Consider the following 17,491-nt stretch of genomic DNA (forward strand, 5'->3'; position numbering starts at 1 on the left):
GTTTTTCCAACAGCGCGCATTGGTCTAGCGTAAATTTCAGCCCATAACCGAGGACTGCAGGATGCTGGACAAAAACCACAAACCCGCCTGGACCAGTTTTGAACAGGCGACCAAAGCCGATTGGGATGCGGTCATGGCCTATGAAGAGGCCTATAATGCCGCCTTGCCCGACCGCATACTTGATGCCATTCGGTCGCTCGACGAAGAGTGGACGCCGTATCCGGTAAACCGCTATCAGCACAGTTTGCAGGCCGCTACGCGCGCTTATGAAGACGGGGCCGAGGAAGAGCTGGTGGTTGCCGCGCTGATCCATGACACCGGTGACATCCTGTCCCCCTATAATCATGGCGAATTGTCGGCTGCGATGATGAAGCCCTATGTCAGCGAAAAGACCTATTGGATCCTCAAACATCACTGCGTGTTTCAGGGCTATTACTATAACCACCATCTGGGTGGTGACAGGAACGCCCGCGACAAGTACCGCGACAGCCCGTATTGGGAAGACTGCCGGTATTTTTGCCACGAATATGATCAGAAGGCGTTTGACCCGGATTACGCGACCAAACCTCTGGAGTTCTTTGAGCCGATGCTGCGCCGCGTCCTGAACAAGGGCGAAGGCCATATGGAGCTGAACGAAACCGCAGCCGATTGATCTGCGTTATCCATTGGCTCGGATCGGGATCAGGTGGTTGTCCCATTGGCAATTAGCTTGTGCGCTTAATTCAGGCTGAGCGGACAGCGTTCCAAAAGCGCCAGTGCCGGTGGTAAAGACCAGACCCTGAGGACCAGTGCCCAGGCCGCAGACATCTTCCAGCGTAAACGCATCCAGAAAGGCGGCTGTGGACACATCAAAACGATGCAGTGCGTTGCCGCGCGGGCAGGTGATGGCAACGATGTCACCCTTGGCGCTAAAGGCGATACTGCCAGCGTAACCTTGTAGGTCGTGTTGCAAGTGATCTGGGGCGCTGATCAGCTGCGCTGTGCGTCCACGGGCATGCAGCCCCAGAAGTGGCGGATGTGCTGCCTGATCGCCTTGCCATTGCAGCGCAAAACCAACCAGACCGTCCTGTCGCACCGCCAGATGCCGGATCGAGTTCTTATGCAATTCCGGCGCCAAGTGAACCTGTTCCAGGATCTGACCGTTCAGATCCATATAAGTCAGATTGGGACGCATCGTGGGCAGGTTCAGCTTTGTCCGACCACTGTCGGGATGGGTTTCGATCCCGCCATTGGCGACCACCAGTGTCTGACCATCGGGCATCAGCAGCATATCATGCGGTCCGATCCCCCCGGAGGGGAACTCTGCAAGCCGCACATAGCTTTCGGCATCCCAGACGCCGATCACGCCTTCACCGGCGTCGAAATCATTCTCGGTTGTGAAAAACGTGCTACCATCTTGGGAAAACACGCCATGACCATAGAAATGGCGTCCTTGTGGTGCGTGCAGATGTTGTTCGATCACGCCCCGGGCGCAGTTGATCACCAGGGCAAAGGTTCCGGGACGGCGCGCAAAACCGATGGCCTGCGCCTTGGTTGGATGGGCCGTCGCCGCATGTCCGCGGTCGGGAAGCAGCAACGCGAACAGGATCGCGCCATCGCCGTTCAGACCAGCAAGCCGATAGCTGTCGTCAGGAAATAGCGCTGCGGCCAGAAATTCGGGCGAGCCGACTGACGACCACCCTTGCGTGGGCGCCACAGTGGCGGCTGCCAGGCCGGTCAGAAAGGCGCGGCGTGTTGGCATGGCCTAGTCTCCGTCCAGAGAATTGAACCCCGCGCTGATACCCAGTTTCGGGCCAAGCGCGCCTGAGACTGTGGCGTGGATATCCAAAACCGCCTGTTGCAACGCCTCGATCCGAAACCGTGCGGCAGGATCGGCGACCCCGGCCAAGGCGGGGTCATCCAACGCCTGTGCCCGCTCGATCGCATCCGCGAAACCGGCCTCAAGCGCGGTGGCCACATCGGGATGATCCAATGCAAGATGCGCCGCGAGATCTCGCAGCGCGATCAGGGACAGCACAACATGACGCGCGGATCGCTCGGACCGACGTGCCTCGGCCCGGTTGGGGCGGGGGCGGTCAAAACTGCCCAATGGGCGGCCCAAACGCGTATTTCCGGTAAACTCCAGCCCTGTGATCAGAGCTTTGTAAATCTCTTGGGTGGCCTCATCGGTATTGCGATAGGGGCTGTTTTCGCCGGGCTGTTCCAGCAGCAAAGCATAGCTCTGCCAATCCGCGTTGATGGCATCGGCGTTTCGGTCGATGTCGACGGATATGGCGCGGATCAGGCTGCAGCGGTATTCGGCCTCACCTTGCATGGCCGGATCTGCATCATAGAGCAGCCGTTCCAGCGCAAAGAAACCCCGTCCGGCGACTGAGGTTTCGGCAAAATCCTCGGGCGTGTAGATGACCGGATCGGCAGTGGCGATCAGTTGCGACAGGGCTTTGCTGGTAAAACCCTTGGTGTCGGGCCAGAAGGCCAGCGCAAAGGCGCGGTCTTCAACTGCGGACGGGCCAAAGCGCAGGTGACTGGCCGATATCCAGGCATCAAACGCCGCGTGGTAGGCTTGGCGCAGCTGGGGGGCTTGAGGATCACACTCCGCGCGGGCTGTATCGGCCAACGCATCACTTGCCGTAGCCAGCTGAGCGAAACGGGGCAGGATATGCGTGCGTGTTACCTGTTCTAGATCCTGTGCGAAAAGAGTTGCGGGCAGCAAAAGCGAAGCGGTCAGGGTGGCAAGGCGCATGGATCAAAGGCTTTCCAGAAACTGGATAAGAGCGTCACGGTCGGGCTTGGCCAGTGACACAACAGCATCGCGCGCCGCTTGCGCCTCACCGCCGTGCCAGAGGACGGCCTCCAGCAGCGACTGTGCGCGGCCGTCATGCAGAAACTGGGTATGGCCCGAGACTTGCGCGGTCAAGCCAACACCCCACAAAGGCGGCGTGCGCCATTCGCGCCCGGTGGCACGGGCTTCGGGGCGGTCATCCGCCAGACCGTCGCCCATATCGTGCAGCAACAGGTCGGTATAAGGCCAGATCAGTTGGAAACTGTGTTCAGCCCGGTCCGGCATGCGATGGGTCACATGAGCCGGGGTGTGGCAGGCAGCGCAGCCTGAGGCGTGAAAGACCTCTTTGCCGCGCAGAACTTCAGGGTCATCAACGTCGCGCCGGGCCGGTACGCCAAGATTTCGACTGTAGAACGTGACAAGGTCCAGCCCGGTCTGATCGATCTCGAACCCGCGCGCGTCCCCGTCGCCATGCGGGGCGCTGGTGCAGTTGGCCTGAGCCGTTGTGCAATCGCCATAAGCTGCGGAGAAAAGCGGGCTTGAGATGCCGATGTCGCCAGCGAAGGCGCCCGCAGATTGTTCCATCACCGTTGGCATCCCAGCCTTGTGGCCAAACCGGCCCAACATGGGGGTGTCGAACTCGGTGGACCAGACGATGTTGGGGCGGCCCGAAATACCATCGCCATCTTTGTCATCTGGGTCGGCCTTTGCCAGCAGATCCTGCACCGGGATCGCCTCAAGCAGACCAAGGCCGATCATCTGCGGGGCCACGCGTGGGCTCAGCATCGCATCGGGGTGCAGCGGGCCATAGCCAAGATCAGCGGCGCGATAGGTCGGATTGCGCAGTGTTACGACCTCGCCATCTGACAGCTGGACGGTGAGGTCTTCGTAAGTCACGTCCAGCCGGTATTCGGCAGGATGCCCGGGCAGAGCGAAATCCTGAAGCTGCCCGCCATAGGTGGGGTCGGGCAGGGTGGCGATGTAATCTGCGATCTCGGACGGCCCATCGGTGGGCAAGCCGGGGATCGAGATGCGCAGGAACATCGACACGGCACTGTCCTCGGACCCGTTGGGCGTATGCCCGCGCCCGTCTTTGATATGGCAGCGCTGGCAGGACCGCGCATTGTAAAGCGGCCCCAGCCCATCGGAGGCCAGGGTCGAGGACGGTGACGACACCCATATCTTTTTGAACAGCCCGTTGCCCACCTTGAAATCCAGCTCTTGCTCGAAGCTGAGATTGGCGGAAGGTTGCGAAAACGCATCGGCATCTGCCCGCAGGCGCACCGTGGCGGCCCCCGCTGGCAAGGCTTCGAACGGTTGTGGGGCGCTGTAATCCTGGGGCGTCGCGGTGGCGGATCTGATCCGCGCCTGCTCGGCTGCGGTTCTGGGTTGGGTGTTGAGGTGATGGTCTTGCAGCGCGGGCCAGTTAGCCTCATCCGCTATGGCCATGGTGGCCGTCAGGGCAGCCAGCGAGAACACGAGGGCAACGCAGGGTGTCCTCGGCTCGAGAAAGGTCAGGTTCCACATGGTTTATGCCGCCAAAGCTGTGCAAGGTGAGCGTATGCGCGATACGCTCAACCACTGAGATCACTGAAAAACAGCGTTTGGATTATCCAGGCTGTCCGAGCCTTCGAACGCCAGCTGCTCAAGGTCGAGCGCTGTCACAATCCGCTCGATGCTTTTGGTCTGATCAACAAGGCCGTTCACCCCACCCATAACCAAGGCTTCACCCGCTGCATTGCCGCGTTCCAGCATCTGGTCATAGGCAAACCCGGCTTCGGCGGTCGATTTGATACGGCCCAAAGCCTGCATGGTATTGGCCAGCTTGGTCTTCATCTCTGTGTCCAGCGCAGGGTCTGACGCTGCAACCAGATCCGACAGCGATGGGCCCGAAACCGAGCTGCCATCGATACGGGTATAGTGACCGAGATAGACGTTCTGAATGCCCAATCCGTCATAGTAATGGTCGTTATGCGTGTTGTCTGCGAAACAGGAATGCTCTTCCTCGGGGTCGTTCAACATCAGACCAAGGCGCATCCGTTCGCCGGCTTGTTCGCCATAAGACAGCGATCCCATCCCTGTCAGGATAGCACTGATGCCTACCGTTTCATCTGCGTTCAGCGCGGCACGGGCGTCACCGTCTTCGGCCCACTGGGCAACCATCCAATGCAGATCACTGACCAGCAGATCGGTGGCGGCCGTTAGATACTGAACACGCCGGTCGCAATTGCCATGGGTGCAGCTTTCGTCTTGTGCAAAATCTGTCCACGGGCGATCCCCGGCGCCCGGACCATGACCGTTCAGATCCTGACCCCACAGAAGAAACTCGATGGCGTGATAACCGGTTGCAACGTTGGCCTCGATGCCATCCGCCTCGTGCAAGGTGTCGGACAACAGCGCGGGCGTGATCTGGGTGGCATCAATCGTTTGCCCTGACAGTGTGAAGCTTGGGTTGGCGATGACATTCAGCACGGCTAATTCGTTTTCATCCGTTGCCCCGCCATAGGTGGCGTCGACATAGTCGATCAGACCCTCATCCAGCGGCCACGCATTCACTTTGCCTTCCCAGTCGTCAACGATGGGGTTGCCGAACCGGAAAACCTCGGTCTGTTGATAGGGAACCCGAGCAGCGATCCACGCCGTGCGCGCGGCGGCCAAGGTCGCGTCAGAAGGGGTCGCAATCAGCGCATTCACCGCAGTTTGCAATTTCTGAGCCGCGATCAGGCTGTCCTCGAATTTTGCCTCGGCAATATTGGCATATGTGTTCAATACATCAGCTTTGGTCGGAGCTTGGGCGAGAGCCGCCCCGACAAAGCACAAGCCCAATGCGCTTGTAGCAGTCAAAAGTCGAATCATGAGAGGTTTCTTTCCTTCAAAAAGTCTTGTGCGCGTGCGTCGAAACAGATCCGAAGCAGCCGCGTCAGATTTCTTAGTGAAATACTAAGTTAAGTCAACCTGAGTTTTTTAGTCAGATTAATGAAGGCCGATCCCCCCATTTATGGTGAGTTTGTGCTTGGGCTGCTTTGGGCGAAGGAATAAGAATAGATTTTGAGTTTGCGTTCGAGTGATGTGGGAATGAAAAGAATTTGGTTTGCGCTGATCTGTTTTCCCACAGCGGAGTCGTTGGCACAGTCTGCTCCCGGATCAGAAATCTGGACCCCGGGTGTCGGACATCTAGCCATAGAGTTTTCAGGTTCCGATTTCTTGGTAACCTTGAAAGCACCCGGCGATGCGATTGTGGGATTTGATCACCCGGCACGTAGCGACGAAGAGCGGGCGCAGGTAGCCGACGCTGTTTCCGAGCTTTCGAAACCCGAGACCGTATTGGCCATCCCTTACGATGCAGGGTGCACAGCTTGGGCCGCAAATGTTGTCTTGAACGGGGATGCTTTTGGGAAAGGCCTGACTGTTGAACCTGATCACCTCGAGATCCGGGCAGAGTATCATTTTCGTTGCGATGCCGTTGATGCATTAACCACCATGCAGTTCCCGTTTTTCTCTCATTTCCCTTCGACGAACGTGTTGCGTGCGGACGTAAAGTTTAAAACCGGTGAGAGGGCGTTCGAGATAAAACGCACAGAACCGGTTCTGGTCTTCGAATAAGGTCAGCGTACCTCTGTTCAGGTCCCCATGCAGCCAGCCCGAAAAGTGCTCCAGGTATGAGAAGCGCAAATGCGCTTGCCGCAAATTGGTGGTGTTTGACACCTGGCCAATCGTCGAAACGCGCCGCCTCGGTAATTGGCTGGTCTCCACACGAATGAAACAGCAATGGAAATTGCTTGGCTTGACGCGGACGTAACGTCCTGACGCGTTGGCCATGGCGCGATTGGAAGTGCGTGGAAGCAACAATTCCAACTTCGCTGCAATTCTGTCTCTTTTCGGTCAATTTTTTGGTTGATAGACATGAGGTGTCGGTGGTGTAATTGCTGATCAGTGCGGGCGGGAAAATGAGAACCGGAACAATCGGTCAAGCGGTAATTCTGTGGAAACAAACAGAAATAAACGGTCTTGAGGCGGCTCCTTTAGAGGATTTGACCTTGGGCGCTGTTTGGTCTTGGCGCGGTGTCGGCGCCAAGCTGGCATCGCTTGGTGAAGCGAGCCGTGCCAATATCCATCATGCGAACGCTGTCTTGTCGCAAGATACATCGGAAGTCATGGGCGAACACCAGCCGTTTGCGCGCCCGAGTTTACGCATCGAATTGTCAAACGGTGCTCAGCGTTTCCAAGCGGTTTTGATACAAATATCGTCAGATGAAATGCCGGTTATGGTATTCGAAAATGGTACCCCGCTGCGTGATCAGGAATTTTGGATCAGCGCGCTTGAAGTTGAATCCGACGTGAGCGGTTTGGTTTCGGAATTCGACAACATCATTTCTTTTCCCGATCGCGGTCATTCGAAAGAGGCAGAGCCTCGGGTGCCTGCAGCGGTCGCAGCCGAATAGCATAGGTTTTCTTCGCCGTTACGGGCCAAGAAAAGCCTTATGTCCATCGACAAACCTGTTGACTCTGGTGTTTCGGCGAATATAAGCGCGGCTTCATTGGTGTTGGTGGCCCCTGCAAGGGGATGCCTGTCATGTGGGAAACCACAAGAGGACAACGCCCTTCATAGTTGCCCATCAGGGCATCGAACAAACGAAGGAGAACAGCCGTGACCAAACGCACGTCTGCCAAGTATAAAATTGACCGCCGGATGGGCGAAAACATCTGGGGTCGTCCGAAATCCCCGGTCAACCGCCGCGAATACGGCCCCGGTCAGCACGGCCAGCGCCGCAAGGGCAAACTGTCGGACTTCGGTCTGCAGCTGCGCGCCAAGCAGAAGCTGAAAGGCTATTACGGCGACCTGACCGAGAAGCAGTTCCGTCGCATCTATGCCGAAGCCGAGCGTGTCAAAGGCGACACCGGTGAAAACTTGATCGGTCTGCTGGAGCGTCGCCTGGACGCAGTGGTTTACCGCGCCAAATTTGTACCGACTGTCTTTGCTGCGCGTCAGTTCGTGAACCATGGCCACGTCAAGGTGAACGGCAAGCGGGTCAACATCCCCAGCTATCGCGTCAAAGAAGGCGACGTGATTGAAGTGCGCGACAAATCCAAGCAACTGGCTGTTGTTCTGGAAGCCGTTGGGCTGGCCGAGCGTGATGTGCCTGACTACATCGACGCGGATCACTCGAAAATGACTGCCACCTTCGTGCGCGCCCCGGGTCTGAGCGATGTGCCTTACCCGGTGATGATGGAGCCGAACCTGGTCGTCGAATTCTACGCGAAGAACTAATTCTTCGCCGACACCGAAATTCCAAAGGCCGCGCATTTGCGCGGTCTTTCTTGTTGGGGTTCCCTGCCCCAACGCGGCAAGCCGCTATCCCCACAGGGATCTTTAGGTCCAGGCAAAGGGTGGATCAGATCGGCAAAGGCCGCCCTTCGGCAATGGCCTCCATCGCGAAATACGAGGTCACGCTATCCAACTCGACTTTGCTGATCAGGCGTTGGTATACCTCGTCGAACGACGCCATGTCCTGCGTTACCACCTTCAACTGGTAGTCATAGTCTCCTCCGATACGATGGAAATCGACCACCTCGGGAATGGTCAAGACATGGCTGCGAAAGGCGTGCAGCCATTCGGTGGAATGGTGGCGGGTGCGCAGCATGACGAAAACCACAAGGTTCAAACCTAGTTTTTCACGCGCGATCCGGGCGGTTGACCCTTTTAGGACGCCTGTGTCGTTCAGTGCCTTAAGTCGTCGCCAGCATGCGTTCTGCGACAGACCGACTCGATCTGCCAACTCGCGCTGGGACAGCGTTGCATCCTTTTGAAGCTCTCTGAGGAGTTTTGTGTCTATTTGATCTAAGATTTCACTCATTTTCAATCAAATGACACAAAAACAAAGGAAAATAAACGGAAAACGAGGAAGTTATTGGAAGTCACAGGGGTCATATTTGGTTCAATCCACAGGAGAAACCTTATGACGCTGACTGACTTCCGTACCCAGATCCAAACAGCTGCCCAAGCAGGAACGCTAGGCCAGGGCGTTATCGGCGACGGTGTCATGATCCCGGGTCTGAACGGGGATGTGCCGTTGGTTTATGCCGATTATGTCGCCTCGGGTCGTGCGATGCAGCAGGTTGAGGATTTCGTGTCCCAGAAGGTTTTGCCGTTCTACGCAAATAGCCATACCGAGGCCTCCTACTGCGGATCGTATATGACCCGACTGCGGCGTGAAGCGCGTGCTCAGATCGCTCGCTGTGTTGGCGCCAAGGAAGACGATGCGGTGATCTTCGCCGGATCGGGCGCCACAGCGGGTCTCAACCGGTTGGTCAGCCTATTGGGAGTTGAAGAGGCCGACCAGCCGGTTGTTCTGATCGGGCCGTATGAGCATCACTCGAACATCCTGCCCTGGCGCGAGAGCAAGGCGCAGGTGGTTGAAATCCCTGAAGGGCCCGCAGGAGGGCCCGATCTGAACGCGCTCGAGGCCGCGCTGCGCGCCCATGCCGGATCAGACCCGCTGATCGGTTCTTTCTCTGCGGCGTCCAATGTGACAGGCATAATCACCGATCCAGACCCGGTGACGCGGCTTTTGAAACAGCATGGCGCGTTGGCGGTTTGGGACTATGCCGGGGGTGGGCCGTACCTGCCCATCGACATGAGTTCGGGCGACACAAAAAAAGATGCGGTTGTCGTCTCGCCGCACAAATTCCCTGGCGGGCCAGGGGCGTCAGGGGTCTTGATACTGAACAAACACGCGGTGCGGAGTCAGGCGCCAAGCTGGCCCGGTGGCGGTACGGTCAGCTTTGTCTCACCCTGGCGGCATGAGTACAGCGACGATTTGGCGGCGCGAGAGGAGGCTGGCACTCCCAATGTGATCGGGGATATCCGCGCCGCACTGGCCTTCATTATCAAGGATGCCGTTGGCACGGATCAGATCGCGCGGCGCGAGGCGCGTTTCAACCAGATGGCGCGCGATGGGTGGAAGGGTAATCCGCATCTGAACTTGCTGGCGGGTGAAAACGCGCATCGGTTGCCGATCTTCTCGTTTCTTGTGCGCGACAGGTCAGGTCAACCTGTGCATCAGCAGCTGTTTACCCGAATGCTCAGCGATATATACGGGATTCAGGCCCGCGGCGGCTGCGCCTGTGCCGGGCCCTATGCGCATCGCTTGTTGGGGATCGATCAGGCGATGTCCGAGGTTTTGTTCTCGCAGCTATCCGCAGGTGAAGAATTGCAAAAACCAGGTTGGGTACGGCTTAACTTCTCGTATCTCATGAGCGATGAGACCGCGCAGTTCATCATCGAAAGTGTGAACGACCTGTCACGCCGGGTCGAAGAGTTTGCGCATTGTTACGCCGTGGATCCGGCAACAGCGCGCTTCAAAGCAGCCTGAGGGAATTGCCGCTTTTCTCAACGCGTTGAGACGGGTATGAGGGGCCCCAGTTAACGGAGCCCGTCATGACCAAGATCACCCCGCAGCCCGGCATTATGGACATCGCCCTGTACCAGGGCGGCCAGTCGAAACTGTCCGGGGTTGCGCATGTCATCAAGCTCAGCTCGAATGAGAACCCATTTGGTCCGGGCCCCAAGGCGATTGCGGCGGTGCGCGATAGCGCGGCCAATCTGCATCGTTATCCCAATACTGATCACGCCAGCTTGCGTGAGGCCATCGGGGCACGTCACGGGTTGGATCCGGCTCGGATCATCTGCGGTGTCGGCAGCGACGAGGTGCTGCAATTTGTGGCGCAGGCCTATGCTGGGCCGGGGGATGAGGTGATTTACACCGAGCACGGGTTTTCTATGTACCCGATCATCGCGCGCATGGCCGGGGCGACCCCGGTGATGGTGGCCGAGCGGGAACGGAAGGTTGATGTCGATGCCATTTTGGCTGCGGTTACTGCGCAGACCAAAATTGTTTTTGTGACCAATCCGGGTAATCCAACCTCGACCATGATTTCGGAGCCCGAGTTAGAGCGGCTGGCAGATCAACTGCCCGATCACTGCCTTCTGGTGCTGGACGGGGCCTATGCCGAGTTTGTGGATGGGTTCGATGGTGGTTCGGCGCTGGTCGATCGCTACCCCAACGTGATCATGACCCGGACCTTTTCCAAGATCTACGGACTTGGCGGCATGCGCGCCGGTTGGGGCTATGCGTCCCAGGACATCATCGATGTGTTGAACCGAGTGCGCCAGCCTTTCAACCTGTCTCTGACCGCATTGGCTGCAGCCGAAGCAGCGCTTGAGGATCAAGAGTTTCTGACCTTCTGCCAGAGCGAAAACGCACGCTTGCGGGTTTGGTTGGCTGAAGAACTGGCCAAGGTCGGAGTGCATTCGGACCCGTCCTGCACCAACTTTATCCTGGCCCGGTTCGCAGATCAGGCCGAGGCTGAAGCCTGCGACGATTATCTGAAAACCCAAGGCATCATCGTGCGTCGCGTCGCCGGGTACAACCTGCCCAATGCGCTGCGGATTACTGTCGGCGACGAAGAGGCCTGCCGGCGCGTGGTCAAGGCCATCGCCGAATTCAAAGAGGGCGCAGCATGAGCCAGATCTATGACCGCGTTGCTCTGATAGGGCTGGGGCTTATTGCGTCCTCGATGTTCTGGGCCATCAAGCGTGCGGGCTTGGCGGGCGAAGTGACCGGCTTTGCCCGGTCCTCTGAAACCCGCGACACCGCGCGCCGCATCGGGCTGTGCGACCGGGTTTGCGACACTGCGCAAGACGCAGTTGAGGGTGCCGATCTGGTCGTACTCTGCGTGCCGGTTGGCGCGATGGGCAGTGTTGCCCAAGATATCGCATCGGTGTTGAAACCGGGGGCCACAGTCACGGATGTGGGCTCGGTCAAGCGCCACGTCATTCAGGCCGTTGGGCCGCATATCCCTGAAAGCGTTCATTTTGTGCCCGCTCACCCCTTGGCCGGAACCGAGCATTCGGGGCCGGAATCCGGCTTTGCCGAACTTTTCGACAACCGGTGGTGTCTGATTGTCCCACCTGAAGGGTCGGATCAAGAAGCCGTTGCGCGGCTGCGATCCTTGTGGGAGGGGCTGGGCTCTTTCGTCGATGAGATGGACGCCGACCACCATGATCTGGTGCTGGCTGTTACATCTCATGCCCCACACCTGATCGCCTATACCATGGTTGGGGTGGCAGACGATCTGCGCCGGGTGACCGACAGTGAAGTGATCAAATACTCGGCCGCCGGGTTTCGCGACTTTACGCGGATTGCTGCTTCGGACCCGACCATGTGGCGCGATGTGTTCCTGACGAATAAGGACGCCACGCTGGAGATTCTGGGCCGTTTTACAGAAGAGCTTTTTGCCCTTCAGCGTGCCATTCGAACCGGAGACGGCGAGCAGTTATTCGACTATTTCACCCGCACCCGTGAAATACGGCGTGGCATTATCGACGCCGGGCAGGATACGGATGCACCTGATTTCGGCCGCGGCACAAAGGTTTAGCAGGATGTGGCTTCGAGTTGTTCTGATCGCTGCGTCCAGTGTTCTTGCCACGGCTGCTGCTGCCAAGGAAACCAATCTGCTTTCTGCACCGCAAGTGACAGCCGCCGCCGCGCGCCCTATCACCACCCCAGACAAGCTATGGCCGCAGATTGAGCCCTATACGCGCGCAGAGCCAATCCTGTTCAAAAAACGCAAACTGCGCAAAGGGTCTGTCTGTGGAGATATCAATATCCAAGGCAAGCCCGTCGGCAATGTTTCCAGCAAAGTCAAAGCGTGTGGGGTTAAGGACGCGGTCGAGATCACCTCGGTCGCGGGCGTGGCCCTCAGCCGACCGTCTGTTATGGAATGTGGCACAGCGATTGCTTTGAACGAATGGGTCGAAGAGACTGTCAAACCCACATTCAAACGGCGCGGGCCAGTGGTCGAGCTGCAAGTAGCGGCCCATTATGCGTGCCGAACGCGCAACAACCGTAAGGGCGCACGGATATCCGAGCATGGCAAGGGGCGGGCCATCGATATTTCAGGTTTCAAAATGGCGGATGGCGAGGTGGTCACGGTACTGAAGGGCTGGCGAAAGAACCCGTCTCAATCGCAATTGATCAAGATCTGGCGCGGCGCTTGCGGACCCTTTGGCACAGTTTTGGGGCCAAATTCAGATCGTTTTCACCGCGACCATTTCCATCTGGATACGGCGCGGTACCGGCGGGGACCCTACTGCCGCTAGCGCAGGATCAAGCGCGGAGCAGGGCCAAGAGGCAAGGGCCCAAGCGCGACCAGGCCGTCCCTGAAGTTCAACTGCAGATCCAATGCATTGGGGTTTCCGCCAAGCCCGGCCATGAACCGCAATGCGCGGTTCACCGGATCCACAGCCTGATCGGGTATCGCCCCGGCGGCGTTCGCCATGGCAATCATATCGCGCCAATTCTCGGCCTTGATCGCGATCTCTCCGATAGGGATACCTTGCGGGTCAACTTCAAGCGTTCCGGTTGCGAACAGACGCAGCGCGCCCCATTGCGCTTCGGCCAGGCGCAGATCCAGCAAGACCGGTTGAGGTCGGCCTTGTTCAATGGCAGACCGATCCCACGCTTTGTCGAATGTGGCTTCGAGGTCCAGTTCCAACGTTTCAAAAGTCTGAGGCAGAGAGGTTGCCGAACGCATCAGGTTGCGCAAATCGACGCCCGGTGTGAACCCGTCAACCTTTGCGGTGATTGTATAGGTCTCGGGGGTGGTGGTCTGTTCCATGGTCAGCCCCAGAGTATCCCCGCCGACGACATCACTGCCATTCTCGGAAATGGTCCAGGCGTCAGAGGTCAGAGACATCTTCTCAAGCACCAAAGCGACACCGGGTTTCAGATGAAGCTCGGCCTGTAGGTCCTGGGCAAGAATGGTCGCGGTCTGATCGAAATAGGACAATCGCTGTGCAGTATTGGCGAAACGCAGCATTTGCCGGCCGGGCCAGATCGCGGGGCTTTGGAATTCAATCCAATCCGCGCTCCAGGCCGTGCCGTTGACCGGATCGGCCAGCGCCGGATTGTCGAGCCGGGTCATGTGGTGGGTTGGATAGCCAGCGGTCGATACGTTCGAGTAATCTGCCTGCCAGCCCAGTTCCTGCTGATTGTCGAACCACGCGGTCAGCGCATTGCGCAAGCCAAGCCCGGCGATGAACCAATAGCCACTCCATGCAACGGCAACCAAAATGAATATGCGGATCAGACTTCGCATCGCAAATGGCCCTTTTTCCTGCGTTGGAATTGATGTTTATAGACGCAAACGGGCAAGGACCAGAGCAATGACGATGTGGGTTTTCGGATATGGATCACTGTTGTGGAACCCGGGCTTTCCGGTGGCACGCACCGAGAAAGCCACGCTGCACGGCTATGCCCGGTCTTTCTGCATGAGCTCGATCCACCATCGCGGCACCGAGGATGAGCCGGGGCTGGTGCTTGCGCTGGATGAACAATCAGGTTCAGCCTGCACAGGTCTGGCCCTGCTGGTCGAGCCGGGCCACGAAGACCGAACCCTGGAAGAGCTGCGTGAACGCGAGTTGATCTCGTCGGCGTATCTGGAACGTATGCTCGACGTGCATCTGGACACAGGCGATGTGGTGAATGCCGTCACCTACGTGATCGATCCCGACCACGTGCAATATTGCGGCGGTATGCCTCTGGAAGAGCAGGCCCGCATCATCGCCCATGCCGTTGGCGGGCGCGGGCCAAACACGGAATACCTTTTCAATACGGCCCAACATCTGGCCGAGATCGGGCTGAAAGACCCTGATCTTGAGTGGTTGTCGCAACGGGTGCGCACAATCAGCGCATAAACCCTTGGCGTCATCGGTGGAATTTCGATAGATTCGGCCCAGAGCAGGCTAAAGCGGAAAGAACGCGCATGGCGCAGGCACAGCAAGGCGTGAAACCCCATTTCTCGCAACCGATCCGTCAGATCCTTATGATGCTGATTGCACTGGGTTTATCCGGGCTCGGTGTCTTTTTGGCTTTGCCCTATGTCCTGCCGGTATTCGAGGCGAACCCGTATCTGAACGGGTTCATCCTTATGGTTTTCGCAATCGGTGTTCTGGCGTGTTTCTTGCAGGTTACACAGCTCATCGGTTCGGTCCGTTGGATCGAAGCCTTTATCGGAGGGTTCGAGCGCCCGGACACACGTCCGCCACAACTTTTGGCGCCGTTGGCGTCGTTGTTGCGGTCGCGTGGCGCACGCTCGCATATCGGTTCCAGTTCGAGCCGGTCGATCCTGGACTCGGTGGCCGAACGGATCGAAGAAGAACGCGAGATCACGCGCTATATCACCAACGTGCTGATTTACCTCGGCCTTTTGGGTACATTCTTTGGTTTGGCGACCACCGTGCCTGCGATCGTGGACACGATCCGCAGTCTGAACCCGCAGGAAGGCGAAGAAGGCCTGGCGGTGTTCAATCGCCTGATGACCGGTTTGGAAGCTCAGTTGCAGGGGATGGGCGTCGCCTTTGGATCCTCGCTGCTGGGATTGGCAGGGTCGCTGATTGTCGGTCTGTTGGAACTGTTTGCTGGCCACGGGCAGAACCGGTTCTACCGCGAACTGGAAGAATGGCTGTCGACCATCACCCGCGTGGGCTTTGGTGGCTCGGAAGAAGGAGGGGCGGAACTGGCCGTTCTGACACCGGTTCTGGACACCATGGCCGAACAGATGGACGCGCTGCAAGCCATGTTCACCGCGCAAGAGGAAGAGCGCAGTGACGTCTCGGACAAGCTGAGCCAGTTGATCATCGAGATTGGTGACATGAACCGCCGCCAAAGCCAGTCCGAAGGCGTATCTGCCGCGCTGGAACGGGTGGCTTTAGGGCAGGATGCCCTGCTGGATCACATGCGCGAACACGGGGCAGGCGAGGGGCTGGATGCTGAAAGCCGGATGCGCCTGCGGTCGATGGACGTACAATTGCTGCGTATTCTCGAAGAGATCTCGGCCGGTCGCCAGGACAGCATGAATGAGTTGCGCAAGGATTTCGAACTGCTTGTCAAAGCTTTGACCTTGCCGCGCGGGGCCGTCCGGACGCCGCCCGCAGGAGAATAACCCATGGCCCTGTCCCGTCGCACAGGTCAACGGTTTCAGGGCTCGGTCTGGCCCGGTTTCGTGGATGCGATCACCGGCCTTTTGATGGTTCTGACATTTGTGCTGACCATTTTCATGGTTGTGCAATTTGTTCTGCGTGAAACGATTTCCGGGCAGGAAGATGAACTGACGGCTTTGTCGGACGAAGTTGCGGCTCTTGTCGGGGCGTTGGGTCTGGAAGAGCGTGAAAACAGCAGATTGGAAGCCCGGCTGGGCGCATTGAATGCGACTCTGGCAGAGACCGAGGACAGCCTTGCTGCAGCACAAGGGCGTATTACGGATTTCGAAACCCAGGTAGCAGCTTTGCTGGCGGATCAGGACCGCGCCCAGGGAGAGATCGCTTCATTGCAAGCGTTGCGGGATGACCTTCTGTCCCAACAAGACGAACTACTGTCAGAGCAGGATGCGCTGAACCTAGCGCTCGCCCAAAGCCGGCAAGAGATCGACGCTCAGGCCGAAGCGGCGCGCTTGGCTGCGGCCCGGCGAGAGGCGCTTGAAGCGTTGGTGTCCGATCTTGAAACAAGCGGTGCGGATCAGGCGGCTCAGATATCGGATTTGGAAAGGCAACTGTCTGACGAGGATTCCGCTCGTCTGGCCGAAGCGGCAGCGGCTGAAGCTTTGCGCGAACGGTTGTTGAACGCAGATACCGAGTTGACGGCGATGACGCTTGCACTCGAGGCGCAGCGCAAGGAAGCCGAAGAGACCCTGACATTGCTGGCCGCAGCACAAGCCGCGCGGGCTGAGTTGGAACGACAGTTTGGCGAACTGAACGCCGAAGGGCTGAGAGCTCAACTGCAGGCAGCACTGGATGCTCAAATCGCGGCGCAAGCCGAGGCAGACAGTCAACGCACGCTGGCAGAAGAGCGTGCTGCGCTTTTGGACATCGCACGCGACACACTTTCGGAGGAACAAGAGATTTCGACCGAGGCGCAGCGGCAGGCCGCGCTTTTGAACCAGCAAATGTCTGCTTTGCGCAACCAGTTGGGGTCGTTGCAGGCGCTTCTGGATGACTATGAGGAACGCAATTCAGCCGCCGATATTCAGATCCAGACCTTGGGACAAGACCTGAACGCAGCCCTTGCCCGCGCGGCGTCAGAAGAACGCCGCCGCCGTCTTTTGGAAGAGGCCGAACGCAAGCGGCTTGAGGCCGAGGCCGAAGCTTTGGCGGGGCAGAACCAGAACCTGGCAGAGCAGACCGAAGATCTGCAGCGGTACCGGTCAGAGTTCTTTGGCCGATTGCGGGATGTTCTGGGCGATCAGGAAGGTGTGCGGATCGAAGGCGACCGGTTCGTGTTCTCATCCGAGGTTCTGTTCGATATCGGATCTGCAGAACTGTCCATCGAAGGCCGGCGCGAGGTTGCCAAGGTAGCCAATATCCTGCGCAGCGTGGCCGCCGAAATCCCTGATGGTCTGAACTGGGTGATCCGGGTGGATGGCCATACAGACAATATCCCGCTGGTCAGCACAGGCCGCTACCGCGACAATTGGGAGTTAAGCCAGGGCCGGGCCCTGTCTGTCGTGCGCTATATGGTTGACGCTCTGGGCATCCCACCTGAACGGCTGGCCGCCAACGGATTTGGCGAGTTCCAACCCGTCAACACCGATGATACCCCCGAGGCGCGTGCGCAAAACCGTCGGATCGAGTTGAAGCTGACCGAGCGGTAA

General features: G+C 58.3%; 17 protein-coding genes. 11 read left to right on the forward strand and 6 right to left on the reverse strand.

What is annotated here, in order from left to right; genetic code table 11:
• Positions 1 to 61: 61 nt before the first annotated feature.
• Positions 62 to 652: an HD domain-containing protein gene (locus tag GOW40_RS17870; protein ID WP_171133305.1), complete on the forward strand. Its 591-nt coding sequence runs from the start codon at positions 62 to 64 to the stop codon at positions 650 to 652.
• A 6-nt stretch (positions 653 to 658) separates the two neighbouring features.
• Here the strand turns inward: GOW40_RS17870 and GOW40_RS17875 are convergent, their stop codons facing one another.
• Genes GOW40_RS17875 through GOW40_RS17890 form a run of 4 tightly spaced genes read right to left on the reverse strand, consistent with a single transcriptional unit; the run spans position 659 to position 5,638 of the window.
• On the reverse strand, positions 659 to 1,741 hold the full coding sequence (locus GOW40_RS17875; protein WP_171133304.1) for a DUF1513 domain-containing protein: 1,083 nt from the start codon (positions 1,739 to 1,741) through the stop codon (positions 659 to 661).
• A gap of 3 nt (positions 1,742 to 1,744) precedes the next feature.
• Entirely contained in the window at positions 1,745 to 2,743 is a 999-nt protein-coding gene (locus tag GOW40_RS17880; protein WP_171133303.1) for an imelysin family protein, read from the reverse strand.
• 3 nt (positions 2,744 to 2,746) lie between these two features.
• Entirely contained in the window at positions 2,747 to 4,309 is a 1,563-nt protein-coding gene (locus GOW40_RS17885) for a di-heme oxidoredictase family protein (RefSeq protein ID WP_371731866.1), read from the reverse strand.
• Positions 4,310 to 4,369: 60 nt separating this feature from the next.
• Positions 4,370 to 5,638, reverse strand: a complete 1,269-nt coding sequence (locus GOW40_RS17890) for an imelysin family protein (RefSeq protein WP_171133302.1) — start codon at positions 5,636 to 5,638, stop codon at positions 4,370 to 4,372.
• 192 nt (positions 5,639 to 5,830) lie between these two features.
• Here GOW40_RS17890 and GOW40_RS17895 point away from each other — a divergent pair, with 192 nt between their 5' ends.
• From GOW40_RS17895 to rpsD, 3 genes are all read left to right on the forward strand, one after another.
• Positions 5,831 to 6,385 carry a DUF2796 domain-containing protein gene (locus GOW40_RS17895; RefSeq protein WP_171133301.1) on the forward strand — a complete coding sequence of 185 codons (555 nt, stop codon included), beginning with the start codon at positions 5,831 to 5,833 and terminating at the stop codon, positions 6,383 to 6,385.
• Positions 6,386 to 6,705: 320 nt separating this feature from the next.
• Positions 6,706 to 7,224, forward strand: coding sequence for a hypothetical protein (locus GOW40_RS17900; protein ID WP_171133300.1), 519 nt, complete (start codon positions 6,706 to 6,708; stop codon positions 7,222 to 7,224).
• Between the two features lie 206 nt (positions 7,225 to 7,430).
• Positions 7,431 to 8,051 (forward strand): 30S ribosomal protein S4, encoded by a 621-nt coding sequence (gene rpsD / locus GOW40_RS17905; protein ID WP_170392466.1) that lies wholly within the window; start codon positions 7,431 to 7,433, stop codon positions 8,049 to 8,051.
• 124 nt (positions 8,052 to 8,175) lie between these two features.
• Here rpsD and GOW40_RS17910 read toward each other — a convergent pair whose 3' ends face one another.
• Positions 8,176 to 8,637: an Lrp/AsnC family transcriptional regulator gene (locus GOW40_RS17910; protein ID WP_171101729.1), complete on the reverse strand. Its 462-nt coding sequence runs from the start codon at positions 8,635 to 8,637 to the stop codon at positions 8,176 to 8,178.
• A 102-nt stretch (positions 8,638 to 8,739) separates the two neighbouring features.
• Here GOW40_RS17910 and GOW40_RS17915 point away from each other — a divergent pair, with 102 nt between their 5' ends.
• The 4 genes from GOW40_RS17915 to GOW40_RS17930 all read left to right on the forward strand — a co-directional run bounded on the left by GOW40_RS17915 (position 8,740) and on the right by GOW40_RS17930 (position 12,944).
• Positions 8,740 to 10,155 carry an aminotransferase class V-fold PLP-dependent enzyme gene (locus tag GOW40_RS17915; protein ID WP_171231111.1) on the forward strand — a complete coding sequence of 472 codons (1,416 nt, stop codon included), beginning with the start codon at positions 8,740 to 8,742 and terminating at the stop codon, positions 10,153 to 10,155.
• 65 nt (positions 10,156 to 10,220) lie between these two features.
• On the forward strand, positions 10,221 to 11,306 hold the full coding sequence (gene hisC / locus GOW40_RS17920; RefSeq protein WP_171133298.1) for a histidinol-phosphate transaminase: 1,086 nt from the start codon (positions 10,221 to 10,223) through the stop codon (positions 11,304 to 11,306).
• Positions 11,303 to 12,220: a prephenate/arogenate dehydrogenase family protein gene (locus GOW40_RS17925; RefSeq protein ID WP_171101732.1), complete on the forward strand. Its 918-nt coding sequence runs from the start codon at positions 11,303 to 11,305 to the stop codon at positions 12,218 to 12,220. Before hisC ends, GOW40_RS17925 begins: the two co-directional genes overlap by 4 nt.
• Before the next feature lie 4 nt (positions 12,221 to 12,224).
• A complete protein-coding gene (locus GOW40_RS17930; RefSeq protein WP_254444502.1) occupies positions 12,225 to 12,944 on the forward strand; it encodes an extensin family protein in 720 nt (239 codons plus the stop codon).
• Here the strand turns inward: GOW40_RS17930 and GOW40_RS17935 are convergent.
• Positions 12,941 to 13,942, reverse strand: coding sequence for a DUF2125 domain-containing protein (locus GOW40_RS17935; protein ID WP_171133296.1), 1,002 nt, complete (start codon positions 13,940 to 13,942; stop codon positions 12,941 to 12,943). The two genes, GOW40_RS17930 and GOW40_RS17935, sit on opposite strands and share 4 nt — an antisense overlap.
• A 67-nt stretch (positions 13,943 to 14,009) precedes the next feature.
• On the opposite strand from GOW40_RS17935, the gene GOW40_RS17940 reads away from it, so the two are divergent.
• The 3 genes from GOW40_RS17940 (at position 14,010) to GOW40_RS17950 (ending at position 17,491) form a co-directional block, all read left to right on the forward strand.
• Positions 14,010 to 14,540 (forward strand): gamma-glutamylcyclotransferase, encoded by a 531-nt coding sequence (locus tag GOW40_RS17940; RefSeq protein WP_171133295.1) that lies wholly within the window; start codon positions 14,010 to 14,012, stop codon positions 14,538 to 14,540.
• Positions 14,541 to 14,608: 68 nt separating this feature from the next.
• Complete coding sequence (locus GOW40_RS17945) at positions 14,609 to 15,787, forward strand: biopolymer transporter ExbB (RefSeq protein ID WP_171133294.1); 1,179 nt, start codon at positions 14,609 to 14,611, stop codon at positions 15,785 to 15,787.
• 3 nt (positions 15,788 to 15,790) lie between these two features.
• The gene (locus GOW40_RS17950) at positions 15,791 to 17,491 is read left to right on the forward strand and encodes a peptidoglycan -binding protein (protein WP_171133293.1); all 1,701 of its coding nucleotides are present in this window, start codon (positions 15,791 to 15,793) and stop codon (positions 17,489 to 17,491) included.

This window comes from Ruegeria sp. HKCCA6707 (genome assembly GCF_013033515.1).
In the GTDB taxonomy this organism is placed as follows: Bacteria; Pseudomonadota; Alphaproteobacteria; order Rhodobacterales; family Rhodobacteraceae; genus Ruegeria.